Raw genomic sequence first — 22565 nt, 5'->3', positions numbered from 1 at the left:
GGCGGAGACCTCCCTCTACGACGGGCTGCTCGCCACCCTCGGCTGCATGATCGGGCGTTCCGAGCGCGCCGCGACCGAGATCGAGTCGTACTGGGAGAAGGGCTCCACCTTCCCCAACTTCCTCTACCGCTGCGCGGACGGCGAGCTGCTGCAGGTGTGGTTCGGCGGCAAGGGCATGTACGCGCGGCTCATCGAGGTCCTCGGCGACACCCCCAGCGCGGAGGGCTACTACGCCGACCAGATGACCGGGGCGCTGAACGAGCGCGCGCTGCGCTGGCGCTCGCCGTTCGCCCTGCGGCCTCGTGCGGACTGGCTTACCCGGCTGCGCGCCGCCGGCATCGCCTGCGAGCCGGTGCTGCGCCCCGGCGAGGCGTTGGCCGACCCGCACCTGGCCGAGGTCGGCCTGGCGGTGACCCGCTCGGACGCCGGCCACGAGGACGTCACGGTCGGATCACCGATCTCGGTCCACCCGACGACCCGACCGGCTCCGGCCACCGCCGACACCACCGCCACCGCCACCGCCACCGACGACACCGACGACACCGACGATCTCGCGGATCTCGCCGGGCCGCCGCCGCTGCCGGGCGGTTCCCCCGCCCTGGTCCTGAGCGGGGTGCGGGTCCTGGACTTCTCGGCCTTCGTCGCCGGTCCGCTCGCCGCGCAGGTCATGGCGGACCTGGGCGCGGACGTCATCAAGGTGGAGCCGCCGGGCGGCGAGGCCATGCGGGCCGCCGCCTACGCGGTGGCCGCCTGCCAGCGCGGCAAGCGGAGCCTGGCCATGGATCTGGGCGCGGCCGAGACGCGGCCCGTCGTCGAGCGGCTGATCCGGTGGGCGGACGTCGTCCTGCACAACTTCCGCGTCGGGGTGGCCGAGCGGCTGCGCATCGACTCCGAGACGGTCGCCGCGCTCAACCCACGCGCCGTCTACTGCCACGCCAGTGCCTTCGGGTCCACCGGGCCGCGGGCGAAGCACCCGGGCAACGACGCGCTGATGCAGGCGCTGACCGGGCTGGAGCAGGCTGTCGGCGGAACGGGCAACGACCCGGTGGCCCCGACCTGGATCCCGCTGGACATGACCGGGGGCTGGGTGGCCGCGGCCGGCATCCTCGCCGGGCTGTACGCCCGGGAGGCCAGCGGCCGGGGGCAGTTGGTGCGCACCAGCCTGCTCGGCGCCGGGATGCTCCTGCAGAGCGGCGTGTTCTTCCGGGACGGCAGTCCGGTGCCCGCCCCGGCACTGGACGCGGCCCAGACCGGCTACGGCCCCGGCTACCGCATCTATGCAGGTCAGGACGGCCGATGGTTCGCGCTCGTCCTGCCCGACCGGGCCGACTGGGAGCGCCTGCGGACCCTGCCGGCACCGCTGCCGGCGACCGGTGGGCCGGCTGTCGGCCTCTCCGCGGTGCCGGAGGTGTACGCACCGCTGCGCGGCGGCGCCGACGACGCGGTGGCCCGGCAGGCCGAAGAGGCACTGGAAACCGTCTTCGCGACCGCGCCCGCGGCCGACTGGGTAGCGCGGCTGCGGGCCCACGGACTGCGCGCCGAGCTGATCGACGAGCTCGACCGGGACGGGTTCCGCCGAGCGGTGCTGGACGACCCGGTGAACCGCCAGCTCGGCCGGGTCGCGTCCTACGAGGTGGCCGACTGGGGCTGGTTCGAGCAGATCGGGACGCTGCTGCGCTACGGCCCCCGCTCGCTGGCGGGGCCCGGGCCGATGCTGCCGGGCATCGGTGAGCACAGCACGGAGGTTCTCGCCGAGCTCGGCTTCTCCGCCGATGAGATCAACAATCTGCTGGCCAGCAAATGTGTCCGCCAGGCCGGCGTCGACCAGATGCGCGGCGGCTGACCAGATGCGGCGGACCAGACGTGCCGGCCAGGTGTGGGCAGCCCGGCGTGGGCAGCCAGGTGTGGGCAGCCCGGCGCAGTGCGGGTACGCCGGGTGAGCGGTGATGTCTGGACCCAATACGGAAAAAGTGTATGCTCACTTACCACAGGATTGGGCGAGCCAGGATCAGGCAGGCACCGTAAGCCCGCAGCGACCGGCGCACCGACTCCAGGTTCCGGAATAATGAGCGGGTGTTCACTAAGAATCGCGGAGGTGGCTCGGTGGACTACGAGCTGATCGATGCCGACGGCCACTACTACGAACCCGACGACTGCTTCTCCCGGCACATCGAGTCCCGTTGGAAGGACCAGACCGTCCGGGTCAGGCGTGGCGCGGACGGCCTCGGCCGGGTGTTCATCGGGGATCGCCGCACGTTCATGAGCGTGATGCCCGGCGACTACGCCTCCGCGCCCGGAGCACTGCAGGGCCTGTTCGTCGGCGAGGTCGCCGACGGCTTCACCCACCGTGAGGTCCTGAACGCCAAGGACCACCCCGCCTTCATCGAGCGGCCGGCCCGGCTGCGGCTGATGGACGAGCAGGGCGTCGAGGCGACCATCATGCTGCCGACCCTCGGCGTGGCGGTCGAGCAGGACATGGTGGACGACGTCGAGCTCACCTACGCCAGCCTGCGCGCGTTCAACCGCTGGCTGGAGGAGGACTGGGGCTACGCCGCGGAGAACCGGATCTTCGCCGTCCCGATGCTGTCGCTGCTCGACCTCGACCACGCCATGATCGAGCTGAACAGGGTGCTGGCCGCCGGTGCCCGGCTGGTGCATCTGCGCCCCGGCCCGGTCGGCGGGCGCTCCCCCGCCCACCCGATGTTCGACCCCTTCTGGGCGACCGTCGCCGAGGCCGGGGTCGGGGTCGTCTTCCACGTCTCCAACAGTGGCTACAACCTGGCCTTCGGGAGCCTGTGGTCGGAGGACCCCAACAACCCGTCACACCGGCAGTCGCCGCTGCAGTGGGCCCTGTGCAACACCGAGCGGCCGATCGTCGACACCCTGATGGCCCTGACCCTGCACAATCTCTTCGGTCGCCACCCCAAGGTGAAGATCGTCTCCATCGAGAACGGCAGCAACTGGGTCCGGCACCTGCTCAAGACCGTCGACAAGGCCGCGGCCCTCGGCCGGCGCGGGCCGATGATCGGCGGGGCGCTCGACGCCCGCCCCAGCGAGATGCTCGCCACGCACCTGTGGGTCTGCCCGTTCCCCGAGGACGACGTCCACGACCTCATCAGCATCGTGGGCCCCGACCAGGTCCTCTTCGGTTCGGACTACCCGCATCCCGAGGGCCTGCGCGAGCCCGCCGACTACATCGGGCGGCTGGACACCTGCGAACCGCTGGTGACCCGCAAGATCCTGCGCGGCAACACCGCTCAGCTGCTCGGCATCGCCGACCCGCTGCCGAGCGACCAGTCCGCGCCGCAGGCCGCCCAGGCCTGACCCACGAGCCTGGCCGTGCAGGTGGTGGAGCGGGTCCCCGCCGCCCAGCTCCCAGGGTGGATGGGGTACCAGCCGACCCGCACGGTCAGGTCGACGTCCCCACCCACCCGGTAGGGCGCGAAAAGGGGCGCGCAGGCGGCCTCGGCGAACTCGCGGAACCGCTCCGTCGAGGGCGGGGCGCCCGCCAGCCGCGGCAGGGCCACCACGCCGATGCTCTCGGCGTGGTGCTCCCGCTCGCACGGAACGGGCTCAGCACCACCTTCTCCCCGGTCACCGGCGTCCCACTCCGGCCGCAGGGGTCGGATGACGCCCGTACCGAAACGTCCGCGGGGATCGAGCGGATAGCCCAGGTAAGGGGCGATGAGGGGAGCGCAGTGGCGGTCAGCTGTATCGCCCCACTGCGACGGGGTGGGGTGCGGCGCTGGACGGTCGCTTCTGTCGCCTGCTGCGGCCAGCGGTAGCACCAGCCGGGCTTGAACTCCGACAGGGGCACTGCGAGATCCGGGCCGAAGTCCTCGCCCGGCTCCCCTGAGGCCGGCGAGGCCGGTGGAGCGGCCGGCAGGGTGGTGCCCGGCCGTCGCCACCCAACGGCCTGGCGAACGTGTAAACGGTGCCGACGAGCAGGGCGACGCTGATCAGCGCGAGCGCGGTCCGACCGCTCAGGGCGGCGAATCGGCTACGTTCCGCCGCAGAGCAGGGATCAAGAGCAGGGATCAGTAGAGCAGAACCGGAAAAAGCGCCGCGAGATGGGCCGGCGACCGGCTGTGGCTGCCCGGCACCCGGCCCGGCACACTGGCCCGCGTCAGCCGTCGAGCCGGCCTTCGACCAGCCAGGCCTCGACGTCGGACGCCCGCCACAGATCGAAGAACGGCGCGGACTCGACGGGCCGGGGAAAATCAGCCCGCTGACACAGACGCCGCGCCCGCTCGGTCGAGATCGCGAGCCTGCGAGCGATGTCCGCGGTCGTCCACAGATCACCCTCGGCCATTTCTCGATGGTACGACCGACCACCCGGGCACCTGAACCACGCGCCCATGGGCCCGCGCTCCCCGCCGCCCGCTTCCCACCGTCACCGCCGCCCGCTTCGTCCCGTCCCGGCGGCGCGCCACGGGTGCCACATTGCTGTCACTCTCCCCGCGACGGCGACCGGCGGTGTACGGTGGACCCGTTGCTCTTCTACCTGGTGCTGCCGGTCACCATCAGGATGGCATCGGGACGGTCGCTAATGCGATCGTCGGCGCACGACCGGGACACCACGCGGGTGTGCCGTAGCAGGGGAACGAGGAAGAATCTTGTCCGAAGGTACTGTGAAGTGGTTCAACGCGGAGAAGGGCTTCGGCTTCATCTCGGTTGATGGCGGCGGCCCCGACGTCTTCGCCCATTTCTCGTCGATCGTCGGAGACGGCTACAAGTCCCTCGAAGAGGGCCAGCGCGTCTCGTTCAACATTGAGCAGGGCCAGAAGGGTCCGCAGGCCGCCCAGGTGCAGCCTCTCAACTGACGCACGTGGATCGTGACCAGCTCGGCCGGCGGGTGACCAAAGGTCGGGTTCCATAAGGTCGCGTAGGCTTGACGACGGCGGGGTGGCTACCGGCTCACCCCGCCGTCGGTCTGTTTCCAGACCTGTCGTTCTTCTCTTATTCCGGGCACGCCGGAGATGACCCCAATACACCGGTCATCAGGCGGGCCGTCGGCAAATGCAACGGCTCCGCCACAGGTAATCACCGTGGCCGGCAACAAACAAATGCCGCAGCTGGTTGCCAACTCTTTGAGTGGCCCGGGCGACGCCCGGCTTGTCGCTGTCCGCCGGGCGCCGCGTAATCCGCTGGGTGCCGCGTAGTCCGCCGGCCGCGGGCTGGTGGTCCGGATCGCGGCCGAGGGTGCATCCGGCCGAGGTCAGGCGCCGCGACCGCGCAGCAGGCTGCCGGGGGCCGCGTCGGGGATGTCCTTGCCGCCGAAGCGGGTGGCGACACCGTTGACCCACACATGCTCGATGCCGGTGCTGCGCACGACCAGGCGGTCCGCGCCGCCCGGTTGGTCACGCACCCGCTCCACCGGGGTCGTGCCCACGGTGGCCGGGTCGAAGGCGACGAGGTCGGCGTGGAAGCCCTCCTTCACCAGCCCGCGCTCCGGCACGCGGAACGCCTGCGCCGGATGCCCGGTCAGCCGCCAGACGGCGTCCTCCAGCGACAGCGCGGCGCGCTCGCGCACCCAGTGGCCGAGCAGGTGGGTCGAGTAGCAGGCGTCGCAGAGCTGGCTGGCGTGGGCGCCGGCGTCGGAGAGCCCCAGCAGGGTGCGCCGGTCGGCCAGCAGATCGCCGATCTCGGCGTCACCGTCGTTGTCGAGGACCACCCGGAAACGGGTCAGCTCGGTGTCGGTGAGGGCGAGGTCGAGCAGCAGGTCGAACGGNGTGGTGCCACGTTCCCGGGCCAGCCGCTCCAGCGGGATGCCGACGGCGTCGTGGTGCGCGCCGGTCTCCTCGACATCGATCTTCGGCCAGCGGTGGGCCCACGCGGCCAGGGTCGCCGGGCGGGCCCGGTCGCGCCAGGCCGCGTCCCGGTAGAGGTCGGCGCGTTCGGCGCGCGGGCGGGCCAGCACTTCCTTCCACTCGTCGATCTCGGCGAGCGGCACCGGGTCGTCCATCGTGATCTGCATGACGATCGGACGGCACGCGATCTGCGGGTACACCTCACCGGGCAGCGCGGCGCCGCGTTCGACCGTGCGCAGCGCGGCACCCGGCTTGTCGGCGCGGGCGACCAGAGCCGTCCAGGTCACGGGCACGTTGTAGCGGGTGGCGAGCTCGGAGAACTGGTCGACGAACAGGCCGGGGCCGATGGAGACCTGGACGACGCCCCGACCGAGCTCACCGAGCACCGAGACCAGGGCGTAGACCTCGTCGACCTCGGCGAAGCGGCTCGGCACCGGCCGGCCGTAGGCGCCCTGGTGTGCCGGCTGCCNGGACGTCGAGAAGCCCAGGGCACCGGCGTCGAGCGCCTCGCGGACGATCTCACGCATCCGCCCGATCTCCTCGGGCGTGGCCGGGCGCTCGTCGCCGCCGAGGACGAAGGCACGCAGCGGGGAGTGGCCGAGGAAGGCGCCCACGTTGAGTCGCTTGGGCCGGCTGTCCAGCGCCGCGAGATACTCCGGGAACGTCTCGAAGCACCAGTTGATCCCGGAGTCGAGCGCGTCCAGGGACATCCCCTCGACGTTCTCCAGGATCCGCATGATGGTGTCGCGGTGCTCGGGGCGGGTCGGGGCCACTCCGAAACCACAGTTCCCCATGATCACGCTGGTGACGCCGTGCCAGCTCGACGGGGTGAGATCACCGTCCCAGAGGATCTGGGCGTCGTAGTGGGTGTGGACGTCGATGAAGCCGGGCGCGAGGGTGAGCCCGCCCAGATCGACGACCTCGGTATCGGCCGCCGGGGTCAGCTCGCCGGGCGCGCCGACGGCGACCACCCGGCCGCCGCTGACCGCGACCTCGGCGGCGCGGGCGGGCGCGCCCGTTCCGTCAACCAACGAGGCCTGACGCAGCAACAGGTCCATCGACACTCCGATCGGTTACCAGCCAGGATCGGTCACCAGTGAGCAACGATCCCCCCGAAGATAGCAAATGCTCACTTATTTTTCGAGGCATCCGGTCGTCGGGCGGAACGCGGGATGGCAGGAGGCGGGCGGCGCGCGGCGCGCGGCAGGCAGCGCGCGGCGATGCCGGGCACCGGCCTGAGCCCGGTCCAGTCCGGTCCAGTCCGGCCCTACTCCGATCAATCAGGAGCCGAGGAGTACCTCTTCGCGGACGGCGAGGAACTCCGGCTCGGCGAACAGGTCCGTGTCGGTTCCGCCCGCGGCGGTTCCGCGGAACCACTCGACCCGCACCCGCAGCCCGTCGACGTCGTCGAAGTGGACCTCGTTGACGGCGTCGTAGGCCCACTCGCCCGTGCCCGCCGCCCGCTCGTCGGCGACGACGCACATTCCGGACCCGGGTGGCAGCGCCGACTCGATCAGCCGCCCCGCCGCCCGGCCGGGCAGGCTTCCCAGCCACTCACCGAACCGCTCAAGACCGACCAGGTCGGGGAACCACTCGATGCTGGGGACCGGATCCGGTGTCGGGATCGCTGCCCAACCGGGCGATCTCTTCGCGCCACCGCCGCACCGAGGCTTCCTTGATCTCCCCGTAGCCCTTGATCGCCAGCGGCGACCGGGCCGCCCGGACCAGCAGCTCGTATGGCGCCTCGGGGTCGCGGGCCAGCAGTTCGGCGAGGAGCCGCTCGTACTGCTCGATCACGGCCCGCTCCGTCCGCCGGTCGGCGAGGAACCCGAACGGGTCGAACGGCGTGCCGCGCAGCGGCTTCATCGAGCGCAGCACCCGGAACGCGACGGTGTAGGTCGCGCCCAGCGGGATCTTCTTCGACACGCCCATGGCCCGCAGGATCGGCGGGTGCAGGTGGTACTTCAGCTGGTACGGGCCCTCGATGCCCAGGTCGCTCGCCACCTGGTCGTAGTCGACCTTCAGGTGCAGCCGGGCGACCTCGTACTCGTCCTTGTAGGTCAGGAGCCTGAACCACGACTCGGTGACGGCGTGGGTGAGCTCCCAGCTCCGGTCGGCGCCGTCGGCGGCGGTCGTCCGCTCAAGCAGCCCGAGGAACCGGCGGGCGAGCGCCACCCCGGAGTAGTCGATCACCTGCGCCGTACGGCGGACGAGCAGGTCACGGGCTTCCACCGGCAGGGCGCGCTCGGCGACCAGCGGTACGGCCCGCTCCAGCGCCGCGGGCGACGGGTCGAAGATCGCCCCGGGTTCCGCACCGGCCCCCTTGTCCGCTGTGGCACCGGTGTCCGCCGTGGCACCGGTGTCCGCGGGCGCGGCGAGACGGGCCTCGACGGCCGCCAGATCGTGCGCGGCCCAGCGGCCCCACTCGAAGGCCTCCCGGTTCGCGGCGGCGGCGCGGCCCTGGCGGCGCAGCGCGGCCTCGAAGTCCTCCAGCGACAGCGGCAGGCCGCCCAGCTGGAACGCCGCCCCGAGCAGGACGACGTTGCCCAGCAGCTGATCGGCGAAGACCCGCTCGGCGATCTGGCGCCCGGCGACGAATGCCGTGCGCTCGGCGCCGACCCGGTCCTCGACCGAACGGCGCAGGACGTCGGACCCGGGCGCGGTCGCGCCGCCCTGCAGCATCGAGGTGGTCGGCGTCAGCTCCTCCTCGACCACCGCGATCGTCCGCCCGGGCCGGGTGCGGCCCAGGTGGGAGGCAGTGGCGGCCTGCAGGATGTCGCCGGAGAGGTAGAGGTCGGCGCTGTCGGGCCCGACCGTCGCCGAGCCGATGTCCGCCCGCGTCCGCGCGAGGTTCAGGTGGGAGACTACGGCGCCCGCCTTCTGCGACAGCCCGGTCTGGTCGACTCCGCCGACCACGAGCCCGGCCGACTCCGCCGCCGCCGCGATGATCCGGCTGGCGGTGATGATGCCGGTGCCACCGATCCCGGTGATGTAGATGCCGTACTGGCCGTCGAGGCTCGGGACGTCCGGCATGGGGAGCGTTCCCGTGGGCAGCGCCGGGCGGGTGCCGCGCCCCTTCCGGCGCCGACGCGCCCCGGTGGCCGGCGAACCCGAACCGGAGCCGGTGGCGGTGGCGGAGCCGGCAGCGGATTTCGTGAGCGCCCGCCGGAGCCGGGACACCTTCTTCGGGCGCAGCGTGACGAACGACGGGCAGTCGCCGTCCAGGCAGGTGTAGTCGCGGTTGCAGGACAGGTCGTCGATGCGGCGCTTGACGCCGAACTCGGTCTCGACGGGCAGCACCGACAGGCAGTTGCTCTTGGTGCCGCAGTCGCCGCACCCCTCGCAGACACCCTCGTTGATGACGACCCGCCGGGGCGGTTCCGGCAGCTCACCGCGCCTGCGCAGCCGCCGGGCCTCCGCCGCGCACCGCTGGTCGTAGATGATCACCGACACGCCGGGGACGTCCCGCAGCTCCTCCTGGACCTCCGGGAGCCGGTCACGGCCGTACACCCGCACCCCGGGAGCCCAGCGGGCGCGGCGCCCGTAGCGCTTCGGGTCCTCGGCACACACGACGATCCGCCGGACGCCCTCGGCCTCCAGCGCCCGGGTCATCGCGGGCACGTCCAGCAGGCCGGTGACGTCCTGGCCACCGGTCATCGCCACGGCCGCGTTGTAGAGAATCTTGAAGGTGATGGCGACCCCGGCCGCGACACTCGCCCGGATGGCCAGGATCCCGGAGTGGCTCAGCGTGCCGTCCCCGAGGTTCTGGATGAGGTGCGGCTCGTCCACGAACGGCGCCAGACCGATCCACGGCACACCCTCGGCGCCCATCGGCGTCGGCGGCATGCTGTGCATGCCCTTGTTGCGGCTCTCGAAGTACATGATCCCGTGGCAGCCGACGCCGCCGCCGACGAGCGCGCCGTCCGGGAACACGGTGGAGCGGTTGTGTGGGCAGCCGCTGCAGAAGCCCGGCGGCCTGGACGGCACGTCCAGCAGCGGCAGCGGGACGGGCCCGCGCCGGGCCGGGCCACCCCCGGCCGCACCGGCCCGGCCACCGGCACCGGTGGCCGACCTCGCGGCGATCTCGGCGAGCGCCGGGCGGACCCGGGTGAGGGCCTTCCCGATCGCGGCCGGGTCCAGCTCGCCGACCGTCGACAGCAGTGTGCGGCCGTCGGCGTCGCGCTTGCCGCGGACGGGGGTCATGACCGCCGCCGAGTGCAGGATCGACCGCAGCTGCGTCTCGACGAACGGCCGCTTCTCCTCGACGACGAGGATCTCGTCGACCGTCTCGGCGAACTCGGTGACGGTGCTCTCCACCAGGGGGTACATCATCCCCAGCTTGAGCACCCGCACACCGGCCGCGGCCAGCTCACCGGGGCGCACCCCGAGATCGGTCAGCGCCTGGATGACGTCGAAGTACGACTTGCCGCCGCACACGATGCCCAGCGGCGCGCGGTCGGCGCCGACGACACGGTCGAGTCCGTTGTGCCGGGCGTAGGCCGCGGCGGCCCGCAGCCGGTGATCGACGACGAGCGTCTCCTGGCCGGGCACCGCGTGCGGGCCGATCGTCACCTGCGGCCGGTGCTGCCACGGGACGCCGTCGATGAGCGCCTCGGCGGCCGGGGGGTCCGCCGGGTTGTGGCGACCGAGGCCCAGGTCGACGCTGCCGACGCCGTCCGCGACCGCCGTGACGATCTTCATCCCGACCCAGGAGCCGCAGTACCGGGACATCCGGTAGGCGTGCACGCCCAGGTCGAGGACCTCCTGCTGGTCGCCGGGGAACAGCACCGGCACGCAGGCGTCCTCGAAGGTGTACAGGCTGTCGCACGGCAGCGTGGACGACTTCGCGGTCGGGTCGTCGCCGCAGAACATCACGACGCCGCCGCCCGGCCCGGAGCCCATCGCGTTGGCGTGCTTGAGGACGTCGCCGCACCGGTCGAGGCCGGGGGTCTTGCCGTACCAGGCGCCGACGACACCGTCGACGTCCGAGTAGGAACTGACCGCGCCCATCTGGCTGCCCCACACGACCGCGGCGGCGAGCTCCTCGTTGAGTCCGGGGCGGTGCAGGATCCGGTGCTCGGGCAGCGCCCTGCCGAGGCGTTCGAGGGTCAGGTCGAAGGTGCCGAGCGGCGAGCCCGGGTAGCCGGAGACCATGGTCGCCGTGGTCAGGCCGTCGCGGGCGTCGAGCCGCTGGCGCACGAGGAGCAGCCGGGTGAGCGTCTCCACCCCGGACAGCAGTACCCGCTCCGTCGCCTCGCCCACCCCGGCCGCCTCGGGGACCCCGGCCGTCCCGTCCGCCCCAGCCACTTCCGGCGCTCCCGGCGCCACAGCTTCAGCCACTTCAGCCACTTCGGTCACTTCAGCCACCTCGGTCACCGGTGGGCAGTCCGCCACCTCGGTCAAGGGAAGATCCGCGGGTTGACGTAGGCGAACTCGCCGCCCTTGAGGACCGCGCGGCGGCGGTCCGGGTCCTGCAGGAGGGTGATGTCGGTGAGCGGGTCGCCGTCGACGACGAGCAGGTCGGCAAGCGCGCCCGGGCGGATCTGGCCGACGTCCAGGCCGGCGAGCGTGCCCATGTCCCGGGTGGCGGTGTTGAGGGCCTCCGCCGGGGACATCCCGACCAGCTCGACGTAGCGCTGGAGTTCGGCGGCGTAGGTGCCGTGGCGCGTCCACTGGTGGCCGAAGTCGCCGCCGGCCACGANGCGGATGCCCTCGTCGCGCAGCAGGCGCAGGCTCTCCACCTGGGCGTGGAACTCCTTCTCGTAGCCGGAGCGCTCGATCTTCGCCGGGGTGACTCCCCACGGCTCGGCGTGCCCGCTGACCATCGCGTACAGGTAGTGCAGGCCCGGGCACACCCAGACGTCGTCACGGCGCGCCCGCAGCTCGCGCAGCGCGGACTCGTCCAGGAAGCAGGCATGGTGGATCAGCCGGACCCCGGTGCGCGCCGCCATCGCGACACTCGCGGAGCCGCGGGCGTGCACGGTGATGAACGCGCCGTGCCGGTCGGCCTCCTCGACCGCGGCGAGCAGCATCTCGTCGTTCATGTACAGGTCATCGGAGGGGTACTCGGGGACGATGCCGTCCCCGGAGACGAACAGCTTGAGTGCCCGCACACCGCTGTCGCACTGGCGCGCGACGGCCTCGCGCAGCTCGCGGGCGTCGGCGACGACGGTGGTCATCCCGGTGTCGGCGCTGATCGTCCCCACTTCGGTGATCATCGTCCCGCTGGGGACGATCCGGGGGCCGGGGACGAGGCCGCGCTCGATCGCGTCCCGGGTGCGCAGGTCGTCGAAGGGCTGGGAGACACCCGCTCCGATGACGAGGGTGTAGCCGCTCTCCAGGTACGTCCGGGCGACGGCGGCGACGTCGAGCGCGTGCGGCGCGGCGGGTGCGCCGGCGACCGCGGCATGATCGAAGACGAAGTCGAGCGGCCAGCTCAGATGCGTGTGCGCATCCCCGAGCCCCGGTAAGACCGTCGCCCCGTGGACGTCGACGACGCGCGCCGCGGCGGCGTCCACGTCCAGCCGCCCGGGGCTGACCCGGGCCACCCGGTCGCCCTCGATCAGCAGGTCGCCGTCAGCGATGACGCCCGGGGCGGCGGAGCAGGTGAGGATCCTGGCGTTTCTGATCAGCGTGCGCTCGGTCATGGTCGTCTTCCCTCCCGACACGTCGGCCGCGGGGCCTCGTCGGACCGCCCGGACCGCCAGCTGGCGACACGCGCCCCAGCGCTAGACGATCACCGTGCGGATGCCCTCCGCACGGTTGAGCAGCTCGATCCCCTCGTTGATCTCTTCGAGGCCGATCCGCTTGGAGACCATCCCGCCGAGATCGAACCGACCGCTCTCGGCGAGCCGGATGAACTTCGGGATGTCCCGCAGAATCTGCGCGCCGCCGACCGCCGAGCCGGCCAGGCGCTTGCCGGAGAAGATCGCCGAGATCGCCGGCAGGGTCAGGGTCGCGCCGGTCGCCGGCATTCCCACCAGTGTGACGGCACCCTCGGCCCGTGCCATGTCGAACGCCTGCACCATCAGCGCGGGCAGCCCGACCACCTCGAAGCTGAAGTCGACCCCGCGCCCGGAGGTGAGGTCCCGTACCTGCGCCACCGGGTCGCCCTCGGCCGGGTCGATCACGTGGGTCGCGCCGACCCGCAGGCTCGCCTCGCGGCGCTCGGCCACCAGGTCGATCGCGATGATGGTCGCCGCGCCGGCGATCCGCGCGCCCTGGACCACCGACTGGCCGACCCCACCACAGCCGATCACGGCGACGGACGAGCCGGGCGTGACCCCGCCGGTGATCAGCGCGGCGCCGAGCCCGGTGGTGACCCCGCAGCCGAGCAGCGCCAGCTCCTCGTCCGCCAGATCGGTCTGCACGGCGATCACCGAGGCCTCGTCGACCACCATCGCCTCACCGAACGTCCCGCAGCCGCAGACCGCGGGGGCACGGCGCCCGTCGGGTAGCTCGTAGCGCAGCGTCTTCTTGACCGGGCCGCCCAGCTCGCAGTGGTTGGACATGCCGTTGACACACCACCAGCACGACCCACACGCCGGAGAGACTACGGCGAGCACCCGGTCACCGACCTTGACGCGCCGGACCTCCGCGCCGACCTCCTCCACGACGCCGCAGGCCTCATGGCCCGGGACGATCGGCAGCGGCAGCGGCGACAGCCCGTTGATGACGGTCAGATCGGTGTGGCAGATCCCGCTTGCGGAGATCCGCACGAGGACATCCCGCGGGCCGACGGCGGGCTGCTCGACATCCACCAGGACCAGCGGCTTCTCGGCCTCGTAGGCGACAGCGACCCGCACTGGCGATCCTCCCAGGGAGCACGGACGGGCCGAGGGCACGTGGCCGGGCATGGACCCGACAGTGCGTCAGCGCCGACAATCGATAACAGCGCCGACGATAGTTCAGTGACCGCTCACTCCACAAGACCCGCCCGAAACGCCCTAAGTATGTGAGCGCTCTGTTAGCATGCGGCTTTGCGAGTCCGCCCCCTGGACAACCGGGGCCAGCGGCGACGACGACAAGGGTGAGGTCCTCGTGGGGTCCTTGGACGGCCGCATAGCAATCGTCACCGGCGCCAGCCGCGGGATCGGCGCGAACATCGCCGAGCGCCTCGCCGCCGACGGCGCCGCCGTCGCCCTCGTCGCGCGCACCGTCGACGCCGGTGCCGCCCCGCTGCCGGGGTCGATCGCGGAGACGATCGAGCGAATCAGGGCCGGCGGCGGCCAGGCGGTCGGCATCCCCGCCGACCTCACCAACCCGGATGACGTCGAGACCATCGTCGAACGCGCCGAGAAGGCGCTCGGCCCGGTCGACATCCTGGTCAACAACGCCGGGGTCAACTTCTACGGCCCCGCCCTCGACATCAGGCCGCGGCGCTACGAACTGATGTTCCAGATGATGGTGCACGCCCCGTTCCGCCTGTGCCAGCTGGTCGTTCCCGGCATGGTCGAGCGCGGCCGCGGCTGGATCGTGAACATCACCTCGAAGCAGGCCCGCCACCCGGCCGGCCCGCCCTACCCGGACTGGTCCCGCGACGGCTGTGTGCCCTACGGCATGTGCAAGGCCGCGCTGGNCCGGATGTCCACCGGGCTCGCGGCCGAGCTGGAGGGCACCGGCGTAGCCGTGAACGCGCTCGGAACCTCCGGCCTCGTCGTCACCCCGGGCGTGGCGGTCGTCTCGCCGCACACACCCGACAACGTCCCGGTGGAGCCGGACAGCGCGATGGCCGACGCGGCCCTGCTGCTGTGCGGCGTGGACCCGGCGACCTCGACCGGAAAGATCGTCTACAGCATGGACTACCTCGGCAAGCCGTTCAAGGAAGGTCCCTGGGCACTGGCCGAGACCTTCTAGTGCCGCCGCCCCGCAGGGGGCGGCGGCAGCTGCCGATCCAACACCAGCGGTCAGCATTCCGGCGCGGGCGGCGGTGCTCCGCTCCGCGCCCCAGATCCGCGGTCAGGCCGGTTCGAGAGTGGCGAGCAGAAGAGCCGTGTCCTGTTGGAAGACCCGGATCTCCTCGACGAGGCCGTCCCGCACCCGGATCAGCTCGACGACGTCGACCGTCGCCGAGCGCCCGGTGGACGTCGCCTTCCAGGTCTGGGTGGTGACCTGTACGACCAGACCGGCGGCACCCGCACCACCGACGCACCCGTTGATCTGGGCGTCGCCGATCGTGCGGGTCCAGTGGCGGGCGAAGTCGGCGCCCATCCGCCGCACCCCGTCGTGGCCGGTGTACCAGCCACCGTGCGGCAGGGACGCCGGCTGCTCGATGCGGATCTCCGGGTGGTACAGCGCGAACGCCCCGGTCAGGTCACCGGCCAGGAAGCGCCGCCCGACCTCCGCCACCACGGCGGCCGGATCGAGGCTGGTCACGACGCTCCCGCGGGCTTCCGCTCCCCCGCCTCACCCGCAACCGCCTCCCCACCGACGCGCTCGCGGTACTCCCTGATCGCGGCGGCGAACCCGTGGTGCAGGTGCTGCGGGGCCGGTTCGTTACGGCCGAACACGACCGTGTCGAACAGGCCCACGCGCACCGCCGGCTCCGTGCGCCCGGCGACCCAGAAGTCCTCGCCGTCGACGACGGTCTCGCAGATCCACGGCGTCATGTCGACCGCCTTGGCGCGCTCCTCCGCCGACAGCCCGGGGCGCAGGTAGCTGGAGTGCACCACCTCNGAGGCCGCGCTTCCCTTCGGGAAGATCTGCCACAGCTCGACATGCCTGCTGTCGAAGGTGAGGCAGGTGTTCGGGAACAGCGAGTACTGGTAGCTGAAGTGCTGCGTGACGTCGCCCCACTCGCTCTCCGGGCGTTCCAGCAGTTCGTCGATGGAACGCAGCGCGGAGCAGTTGCGCAGGTGCGAACCGAAGGCGTCGAAGGTCAGGACGCCGCCGTAGGCATAGGTCCGCAGCGTCTTCCGGTGCAGGTAGTTGAAGTGGTAGTTCTCCCGGAAGGTGTCGAGCGTGACCTTCCAGTTGGCTGCCACCTCGTGGATGTGCGGCTCGCTGTTCGGCTCCCAGTCGGCGAAGTCGAGCATGGCCAGCTCACCCGCCAGCTGCGGGCCGAGGTAGGCGTCGACGTCGAGCGGCGGCCCCGGCCGCAGCCGGCCGATGACCAGGCCGTACCCCTCCGCGACCGGGAGCTCGACGAGCCCCTTGTCCTCCCGGCACATCCCGTCGAAGTACTGCTCGGACGGGACGCTGACCAGGTTCCCCGCCAGGTCGTAGGTCCAGGAGTGGAACGGGCAGCTGAACCTCTTCGCCTTGCCNGCGCCGTCCGCCAGCCGCACCCCGCGGTGCCGGCAGGCGTTCGTCAGGGCCCGCACCTGGCCGGATCCGTCCCTGGTCAGCAGGATCGGCGTGCCGGAGACGTCCACGGTGCGGTACGTCTCCGGGCCGGGCAGCGCACCCGAAAGGCACAGCACGATCGGCTGGTCGAGGAACAGCGCCTCGAACTCGTCGCGGAAGTGTGCGTCCGAGTAGATCTCGGTCGAGACCTCGAGAACCGACTCCGCCACATCGGTGGTGTTGTTCTCGATGTGCTCCAGCAGCCGCCGNACCAGGCTGTGGTCCAACGCCTCTCTGTCCACCGTTACAACCGTCCCTGTCCCAGTCGGGTACGTGCCTGTCAGATGCCGATGGTGGCCGGGTCTGCGGGCGTGAAGTCGTAGACGCGGGTGGCGTTCCCGATCGTGATCTTGTGCTGGNCCTCTTCGGAGAGGTGGCCCAGCCAGCCGCCGGCGAGCTTGGAGGTGTCCGGCCAGGTGGAGTCGGAGTGCGGGTAGTCGCACTCCAGCATCACGTTGTCCTCGCCGATGATGTCGAGCAGCCGGATGCCGGCCTGGTCCTCGATGAACGTGCCGAACACGTGGTCACGGAAGAGCTGGCGGATGTCGGTGTCGAGGTCGAAGCTGGCCGCGCCCTTGGCCTCGCCGCGCTCGTGGGAGGCGTTCATGTCGATGTCGAAGCGCGACGCCCAGAACCGCTGCTTGTCGATGACCTGCTCGGCCCGCTCCAGGAAGTAGGGGATCCAGCCGATCGACCCCTCCGACANGGCGATCTTCAGGTTCGGGAACTGCGTGAACTTGCCGCTGAACAGCCAGTCGAGCAACGTGCCGGCCTGGTTCGCCGCCGCCGAGTAGGCCATGAAGGCGAGCGTCGGCATGTCCGGCGAGGTGCGGATCAGGTTGGAGGACGAGCCGACGTGCATGGAGACCACGAAGCCGGTCTCGTTGCAGGCGTCCAGCATCGGGTCCCAGAACTCGGTGTGGATGGAGGGCAGCCCGAGCTTGGTCGGGTTCTCCGAGAACGCGATCGACTTGGCGCCGAGCGCCGCCGTCCGCCGGATCTCGGCGGCCGCGGCCACCGGGTCCCACAGCGGGATGATCATCATCGGGATGAAGCGGCCCGGGTAGGCGCCGGCGAAGTCGTCCAGGATGCAGTCGTTCCAGGCCTGCACGCAGGCCAGGCCGAGTTCCTTGTCCTTCGCCTCGTGGAAGACCTGCCCGCAGTAGCGCGGGAACGACGGGAACAGGATCGAGGACAGCACGAGCCCCTGGTCCATGTCCGCCACCCGGGCGGCGGGGTCGTAACAGCCGGGGCGCATGTCCTCGTACGAGATCGGCTCCGGCGAGAACTCCTCGCGGCTCTTGCCCGCGACGGCGTTGAGGCCGGTGGTGACGATCTGCCGGTCCTCGTACACCCAGAACTCGGACGTGCCCTCGCGCACGATCCGCGGCCCGGTGTCCTGCCACTTCTTGGGCAGGCGATCCTGCCAGAGCCGTGCCGGCTCGATGAGGTGGTCGTCAACCGAGATGAACCAGCCCAATGTCATGAGACCTCCCTGACGGCCACCCATCGACGGCCACGCATCTGATGCTTCGAGGCGCGTCGCCCCGTAAGAAAGCGAACGCTCACCTATATGTTAGCCAGGGCACGCCCAGGACACCAGTGCCCGTGCGGACCGCCCCCGTCGCCGGAGTGAGCGAACGGTCTCCGACCGGCTCCAGGCGGGACCCCTGATCCCAGTTCGGCATCGACCCAACCGCCCTTCGGGCGCCCGAATCCGCCCGAAAGATGTTTGTATGACATGTTCCGGCCAGCCATTACCGGCCAGTCCATGCGGATCCGGCGAGTGGGAGCACATGTGAGTCTGCCTCGGCCAGGGCGGTGGGGCACCCGGGCGGTCACCTGGACCCGCCTGCACCCGCGGGCGAGCGCCGGCCTCGGCGGGCTCGTCCTGCTCGGGCTGGTGCTCGCCGCCGCGCTGCTGCCGGCCCCGAAGGAGGACGTCGCACCGCCCGACGCCGCGAGTCGGACGGGCACGCTGACGGCCACCGGCGCGGCGGCCCCGCCGTCGTCCGCGGAGAGCGCGGAGAGCTCCGGGCCAGCGGGGGACACGCCGCCGTTGGCGAGCACGTCAGCACCGGTGTCGGTGCCGGAGGTCGTCGCCCCGGTGCCCGCGGCGCCACAGACCACGACGACCGTGGCGCGGGCAGCGGGGCCGCAGCCACCGCCCACGCCCGCGCCGCGGCAGACGCCCGCCGCGACGCGGCCAGCCCAGTCGGTGCAGCCCCCCGCCAGCGTCGCCGCGCCGGACCCGCGGCCCACACCGTCCGAGGACGTCTACTACAGCTCGTGCCTCGCCGCCCGCCTCGCCGGTGCCGCCCCCCTGCGGGAGGGGCAGCCGGGCTACCGCCGATGGCTGGACTGGGACGGCGACGGCGTCGCCTGCGAGTGACGCGCGCGGCGCGCCCGAGGTGCCTACGGCACGCGCCGGGCGCGCCGCGCACGCTGGGCCGTCAGGCGGGCTCGGCGGAGGTGAACCGGGTCGCGAGACGGGCGCGGTGGGCAGCCGGGGCGCCGAACAGCGAGCGCCCCAGCAGGGCGCGCTTCAGGTAGACGTGCACCCCGCCCTCCCAGGTGTAACCGATGCCGCCGTGCAGCTGCATCGCGGCGCCGGCGACCTCCACCGCCGCGGCGCCGACCTGGGACTTCGCCCGGGACACCGCCACCCAGGCGTCCGGCTCGTCGCCCGCCACCGCCTGGACCGCCGCGTCGAGCAGCTCCCGGCCCACGGTGATCTTCACGAACATGTCGGCGCAGGCGTGCTTGACCGCCTGGAAGGAGCCGATGGGACGCCCGAACTGCCGGCGGGTGCCCGCGTACTCGACCGTCGCCTCCAGCATCGCCTCGGCCAGGCCGAGGGCGTCACAGGCCATCGCGAGCGCGGCGCGGTCCCGCAGCCCGCGGGCGGCTTCGGCTGCCGGTGCCGGGCCGTCGCCGCGGAAGCGCCACACCGAGTCGGCGTCGACGGTGGCGTTCTCCACGGCGACCGTGCCGAAGTCGCGGGTCTCGTCGAGGACGGGACGCGCGGTGACGGTGACCCCCGGGTCGGTGGGGCGGACGCGCAGCACGACCGGTACCCCCGCCTCGTCGTGGGCGAGCAGCAGGAGCTGCTCCGCCCCGACCGCGTCGGGAACGAAGTCGGCGAGCCCGCTGACCACGACCGAGCCGGCTGTCACCCGGCCCCCTGTCCCCGGCGCGGCGGCCCCCGGCGCCGTGGCCCCCGGCGCGCTCGCGCCGACCGGCGAGGCCCGGAACACGGCGGCGTCGTCGTCGCCGGTGGGCAGCGCGAGCGTGATCCGCTCGCTGCCCGCGGCCACCGCGCGCAGCAGCTCGTCCCGCCCGGGGCCCGGCTCGAGCAGCCGCAGCGCCCCGACACCGAGCACGGCCGAGCCCAGGAAAGGCGTGCTCGCCGCGGCCCGGCCGAACTCGTGCAGAACCACCGCGACCTCGGCGAAGCTCGCGCCGGCCCCGTCGAGCTCCTCGGGGACCTCCAGCCCGAGCCAGCCGGTGTCCGCGAGCAGCGACCAGTCGACCGTCGCGTAGGTCTGGTCGGGCCCGGCCTTGGCCGCGTTGCGGCGCAGCAGATCCCGGGCCACGGCCCGCAGCTCACGGTGCAGTTCCGCCAGCTCCTGCGCGCTCATGCCGGCACCACCGGCTCCCGGGGCAGGCCGAGGCCGCGCTCACCGATGATCGTGCGCTGGATCTCGCTGGTTCCGCCGGGGATCGTCCACTCCCACGAACCGATGAAGTCCAGCACCCACGCTCCCGACTCCCAGCCGCTGGACGCGGGCTTGCGCAGTTCGGCGTGCGCCGGCAGCCCGGCGACCTCGACGGCGAAGTCCATCGTCCGTTGCAGCAGCTCGCTGTAGTACAGCTTCACCACCGACGCCTCCGCGGGGCCCGCGGTGCCCGCCTCGTGCCGTTCGACCAGGCCGCGGCACAGCGCCCGCAGCCCGGCGATCTCCGTCTCCAGCGCGGCGAGCCGGTCGGCCACCAGCGGGTCGTCGACGGGCCGCCCGCCGCCGGGCCCAGGTCTGCGGCAGGTCTCCACCAGCCACCGGAAACCGGCGTTGCCGAGACGTTCGGCCAGCTCCAGCATGGTCATCCCGCGTTCGGCGCTCAGCGTCGCCTGGGCCACCTGCCAGCCGGCGTTCACCGGGCCGACGAGGTTCTCCGCCGGGATCACCACCCCGTTGAGGAAGACCTCGCAGAAGTGGGAGTCGCCGACGGCGTTGCGCACCGGCCGGACGTCGATGCCCGGCGAGCGCATGTCCATCAGGAAGTACGAGATGCCGCGGCGCTTCGGCGCGTCCGGATCGGTACGGGCGAGCAGCAGGCACCAGTCGGCGTGCGCCGCGCCACTGGCCCACAGCTTCTGCCCGTCGACGACGAACGTCTCGCCGTCACGGCGCGCGGTCGTGCGCAGGCTGGCGAGGTCGGAGCCGGCCTCGGGCTCGGAGAAGCCCTGCACCCAGATCTCGCCGTCGAGGATCGCGGGCAGATGCCGGCGGCGCTGCTCGTCCGTCCCGGCGGCGAGCAGCGTGGAGGCGGCGTGGTGGATCGAGACGAAGCCGAGCACCAGCCGCGGCGCGTCGTGGGCGGCCAGCTCCTGGTACAGCACGACCTGCTGGGCGACGGGCATTCCGCCGCCCCACTCCGCCGGCCAGTGCGGGACGGCGTAGCCGGCGGCGCGCAGCTGCTGGAACCAGTCCTGCTGGAACGCCGCGAACTCCTCGTCGGAGGCCCCGGTCTGCGCCCGCCGCCAGTCGGCCGGCACATGCTCCCGGCACCAGCGGCGGACCTCGGCCCGGAACTCGGCGAGATCGCCCGCTTCGGTGCCGGCAGGGGTCGCCGTCACGGCCGCACCTCCGGCACCGAGGCGAACGGCCCGGCCAGGCCGACGCGGCCGACCCGGCGGGTCAGGTGATCCCGGGTGGCGGACAGCCCCAGCGGGAAGCGGCGCAGTGGCTGGCTGTACCGGGAGATCCACGACAGGGTCGTCTCGTCGCAGAACCCCATCGCCCCGTGAAGCTGGTGGCTGACGCGGAACACCAGGTCAGCCGCTTCCAGGACGGCCAGCCGGAGCGCGAGCGCGTCGTCGACCGCCTCGGGGCGACCGGTGGCCACGGACCACAGCGCGTACTTGGCCAGCTCCTCGACGCCGAGCCGCTCGACCTCGGCGTCGGTCAGCTGGAACTGCACGCCCTGGAACCGCGCGAGCGGCTGGCCGAACTGCTCCCGGGCCAGCACGTGGGCGCGGGCCAGATCCATCGCCCGGTCGAGCATGCCCAGCAGGGTCCAGCACGGCAGCACGAGGCCGAGGGCCAGGTCAGCCTGGGCGCCGGCGGCGGACGCTGTGCCCGGCTCCGGGATCAGCCCGGTGACGAAGGCGCTGTACCGGGGGGCCGCGGTGGACGGCACGGCGGTGGCGACGCCCCGGAGCCCGTCCAGGGTCACCGTCGACCACCGCTGCCCGAGCCCGGCCACCGCGGCCGCCGGGCCGGCGCCGAGCAGCCCGGCCTCCCGCGAGCCGGGGGCGGGCGAGCCGTCACCGGGAACGGACCCGGAAATGACGACCAGGCCCTCGGTCGAGCCGTCGGCGGGTCGGCACAGCCGCTCGGCCACCGGATAGGGCAGCGCCCACCAGCCGGCGGCCCGGCACAGCGCGGCCGCCGCCTCGAGCTCCTCCTCGCCACGCGGGTCCAGATCCAGCGCGCCGAGCTCGGCGAGCACGGGTTCCACCAGCTCGGCCCGCCGCGCCGGCTCCCGCTCCGCGTCCTGCACGATCTGGTCGCCGCCGGCGTCCTCGAAGGCCCGCAGGGCCGTCCGGCCGTACTCGACGGCCTCCTCGCTCAGCTCGTTCTCGACGACGCCACCCACGGCACCGGCCGGGCCGCCACCCAGGGCCGCGCCCGCGGGGCCGCTCATGACCCCGCCAGCAGGGAGCGCGCCATCAGGATCCGCTGCATCTCGACGCTGCCGGACGCGACGGTCGCGGAGACCGAGTAGCGCCGGTGGTCCTCCACGGCGCGGCGGAACCGCCGGCCGTCCTCCCCGGGCAGCGACGCCTCGGCGACGATGTCCATGAGCACCTCCGCACTCTCCTGGTCCAGCCGGGTGACGGCGATCCGGTAGGCCGCCGAGTCGTCCGGCCTGATCCGCCCGCCGGACTGCAGGGAGACGACGCGGTAGGCGAGCAGCCGGGCACGGCGGGCGTGGACGAGCATCCGCGCCCAGCGGCTGCGCAGTTCCTCGGGCAGCCGGTCCCACTCGTCACCGAGCGCCGCGGGCGCCGCCTGCAGCAGCCGCTCGCACCGCGCGTAGCGGGCGATGCCGACACGCTCGAACGCGAGCACCTCCTGGACGATCGCCCAGCCGTTGCCGACGGTTCCCAGCACGTCCGCCTCGGTG

The 22565-nt window shown here is 72.5% G+C and carries 16 protein-coding genes and 11 pseudogenes; 6 read left to right on the top strand and 21 right to left on the bottom strand.

Annotation, left to right across the window (positions count from 1 at the left end; translation table 11 throughout):
• Both UG55_RS08920 and UG55_RS08915 read left to right on the top strand, forming a co-directional pair.
• A partial coding sequence (locus tag UG55_RS08920; protein ID WP_242424025.1) for a CoA transferase occupies window positions 1-1843 on the top strand: 1843 nt, incomplete at its 5' end.
• Window positions 1844-2103: 260 nt separating this feature from the next.
• Window positions 2104-3324, top strand: a complete 1221-nt coding sequence (locus UG55_RS08915; protein ID WP_066065588.1) for an amidohydrolase family protein — start codon at window positions 2104-2106, stop codon at window positions 3322-3324.
• On the opposite strand, the gene UG55_RS27085 is transcribed toward UG55_RS08915, so the two are convergent.
• Both UG55_RS27085 and UG55_RS08905 read right to left on the bottom strand, forming a co-directional pair.
• The gene (locus UG55_RS27085) at window positions 3258-3788 is read right to left on the bottom strand and encodes a septum formation family protein (protein WP_199865084.1); all 531 of its coding nucleotides are present in this window, start codon (window positions 3786-3788) and stop codon (window positions 3258-3260) included. The genes UG55_RS08915 and UG55_RS27085 overlap by 67 nt on opposite strands.
• Before the next feature lie 338 nt (window positions 3789-4126).
• Window positions 4127-4312, bottom strand: a complete 186-nt coding sequence (locus UG55_RS08905; protein WP_066065580.1) for an AlpA family transcriptional regulator — start codon at window positions 4310-4312, stop codon at window positions 4127-4129.
• 304 nt (window positions 4313-4616) lie between these two features.
• Between UG55_RS08905 and UG55_RS08900 the strand changes: the two genes are divergently transcribed.
• Complete coding sequence (locus UG55_RS08900; RefSeq protein WP_066065576.1) at window positions 4617-4823, top strand: cold-shock protein; 207 nt, start codon at window positions 4617-4619, stop codon at window positions 4821-4823.
• 395 nt (window positions 4824-5218) lie between these two features.
• On the opposite strand, the pseudogene UG55_RS34250 reads toward UG55_RS08900, so the two are convergent.
• From UG55_RS34250 to UG55_RS08875, 8 genes and pseudogenes are all read right to left on the bottom strand, one after another.
• Window positions 5219-5731 (bottom strand): annotated as a pseudogene (locus UG55_RS34250) (amidohydrolase family protein); the annotation flags it as partial.
• A gap of 1 nt (window position 5732) precedes the next feature.
• Window positions 5733-6279: pseudogene (locus UG55_RS34245) on the bottom strand (amidohydrolase); the annotation flags it as partial.
• Window position 6280: 1 nt separating this feature from the next.
• Window positions 6281-6868, bottom strand: a 588-nt coding sequence (locus UG55_RS34240) for an amidohydrolase family protein (RefSeq protein ID WP_242424024.1), incomplete at its 3' end; no start/stop codon positions are given.
• A gap of 222 nt (window positions 6869-7090) precedes the next feature.
• Window positions 7091-7294 carry a hypothetical protein gene (locus tag UG55_RS08890; protein WP_066065573.1) on the bottom strand — a complete coding sequence of 68 codons (204 nt, stop codon included), beginning with the start codon at window positions 7292-7294 and terminating at the stop codon, window positions 7091-7093.
• A gap of 82 nt (window positions 7295-7376) precedes the next feature.
• On the bottom strand, window positions 7377-11072 hold the full coding sequence (locus tag UG55_RS08885; protein ID WP_066065667.1) for an indolepyruvate ferredoxin oxidoreductase family protein: 3696 nt from the start codon (window positions 11070-11072) through the stop codon (window positions 7377-7379).
• A 137-nt stretch (window positions 11073-11209) separates the two neighbouring features.
• A pseudogene (locus UG55_RS34235) lies at window positions 11210-11511 on the bottom strand (amidohydrolase family protein); the annotation flags it as partial.
• A gap of 1 nt (window position 11512) precedes the next feature.
• Window positions 11513-12457: amidohydrolase family protein (locus UG55_RS08880; protein WP_242424023.1), on the bottom strand; the 945-nt coding region annotated here is incomplete at its 3' end.
• 81 nt (window positions 12458-12538) lie between these two features.
• Window positions 12539-13615, bottom strand: coding sequence for a Zn-dependent alcohol dehydrogenase (locus UG55_RS08875; protein ID WP_066065567.1), 1077 nt, complete (start codon window positions 13613-13615; stop codon window positions 12539-12541).
• Window positions 13616-13850: 235 nt separating this feature from the next.
• Here UG55_RS08875 and UG55_RS34230 point away from each other — a divergent pair.
• Window positions 13851-14388, top strand: a pseudogene (locus UG55_RS34230) (SDR family NAD(P)-dependent oxidoreductase); the annotation flags it as partial.
• A gap of 1 nt (window position 14389) precedes the next feature.
• Window positions 14390-14666: pseudogene (locus UG55_RS34225) on the top strand (short-chain dehydrogenase); the annotation flags it as partial.
• A gap of 102 nt (window positions 14667-14768) precedes the next feature.
• On the opposite strand, the gene UG55_RS08865 reads toward UG55_RS34225, so the two are convergent.
• The 7 genes and pseudogenes from UG55_RS08865 to UG55_RS34200 form a co-directional block, all read right to left on the bottom strand.
• On the bottom strand, window positions 14769-15185 hold the full coding sequence (locus tag UG55_RS08865; RefSeq protein WP_066065565.1) for a nuclear transport factor 2 family protein: 417 nt from the start codon (window positions 15183-15185) through the stop codon (window positions 14769-14771).
• Window positions 15182-15484 (bottom strand): annotated as a pseudogene (locus UG55_RS34220) ((2Fe-2S)-binding protein); the annotation flags it as partial. The pseudogene UG55_RS34220 and the gene UG55_RS08865, both read right to left, overlap by 4 nt.
• A gap of 1 nt (window position 15485) precedes the next feature.
• Window positions 15486-16075: pseudogene (locus tag UG55_RS34215) on the bottom strand (SRPBCC family protein); the annotation flags it as partial.
• Between the two features lies 1 nt (window position 16076).
• Window positions 16077-16363 (bottom strand): annotated as a pseudogene (locus tag UG55_RS46900) (Rieske 2Fe-2S domain-containing protein); the annotation flags it as partial.
• A gap of 71 nt (window positions 16364-16434) precedes the next feature.
• A pseudogene (locus UG55_RS45225) lies at window positions 16435-16513 on the bottom strand (hypothetical protein); the annotation flags it as partial.
• A 1-nt stretch (window position 16514) separates the two neighbouring features.
• Window positions 16515-16859 (bottom strand): annotated as a pseudogene (locus UG55_RS34205) (amidohydrolase); the annotation flags it as partial.
• 1 nt (window position 16860) lies between these two features.
• Window positions 16861-17640, bottom strand: a 780-nt coding sequence (locus UG55_RS34200; protein WP_242424022.1) for an amidohydrolase family protein, incomplete at its 3' end; no start/stop codon positions are given.
• Window positions 17641-17952: 312 nt separating this feature from the next.
• Here UG55_RS34200 and UG55_RS08850 point away from each other — a divergent pair.
• Window positions 17953-18546, top strand: a complete 594-nt coding sequence (locus UG55_RS08850; RefSeq protein WP_066065555.1) for an excalibur calcium-binding domain-containing protein — start codon at window positions 17953-17955, stop codon at window positions 18544-18546.
• 61 nt (window positions 18547-18607) lie between these two features.
• Here the strand turns inward: UG55_RS08850 and UG55_RS08845 are convergent, their stop codons facing one another.
• From UG55_RS08845 to UG55_RS34195, 4 genes and pseudogenes are all read right to left on the bottom strand, one after another.
• Complete coding sequence (locus UG55_RS08845) at window positions 18608-19795, bottom strand: acyl-CoA dehydrogenase family protein (RefSeq protein WP_066065552.1); 1188 nt, start codon at window positions 19793-19795, stop codon at window positions 18608-18610.
• Window positions 19792-21012 (bottom strand): acyl-CoA dehydrogenase family protein, encoded by a 1221-nt coding sequence (locus UG55_RS08840; RefSeq protein ID WP_066065549.1) that lies wholly within the window; start codon window positions 21010-21012, stop codon window positions 19792-19794. Before UG55_RS08840 ends, UG55_RS08845 begins: the two co-directional genes overlap by 4 nt.
• Window positions 21009-22082: an acyl-CoA dehydrogenase family protein gene (locus UG55_RS08835; protein ID WP_083986590.1), complete on the bottom strand. Its 1074-nt coding sequence runs from the start codon at window positions 22080-22082 to the stop codon at window positions 21009-21011. Before UG55_RS08835 ends, UG55_RS08840 begins: the two co-directional genes overlap by 4 nt.
• Window positions 22079-22565: pseudogene (locus UG55_RS34195) on the bottom strand (acyl-CoA dehydrogenase family protein); the annotation flags it as partial. The gene UG55_RS08835 and the pseudogene UG55_RS34195, both read right to left, overlap by 4 nt.

This window comes from Frankia sp. EI5c (assembly GCF_001636565.1).
GTDB lineage: Bacteria > Actinomycetota > Actinomycetes > Frankiales > Frankiaceae > Parafrankia.
This window is presented reverse-complemented; position numbering and strand designations above follow the sequence as displayed.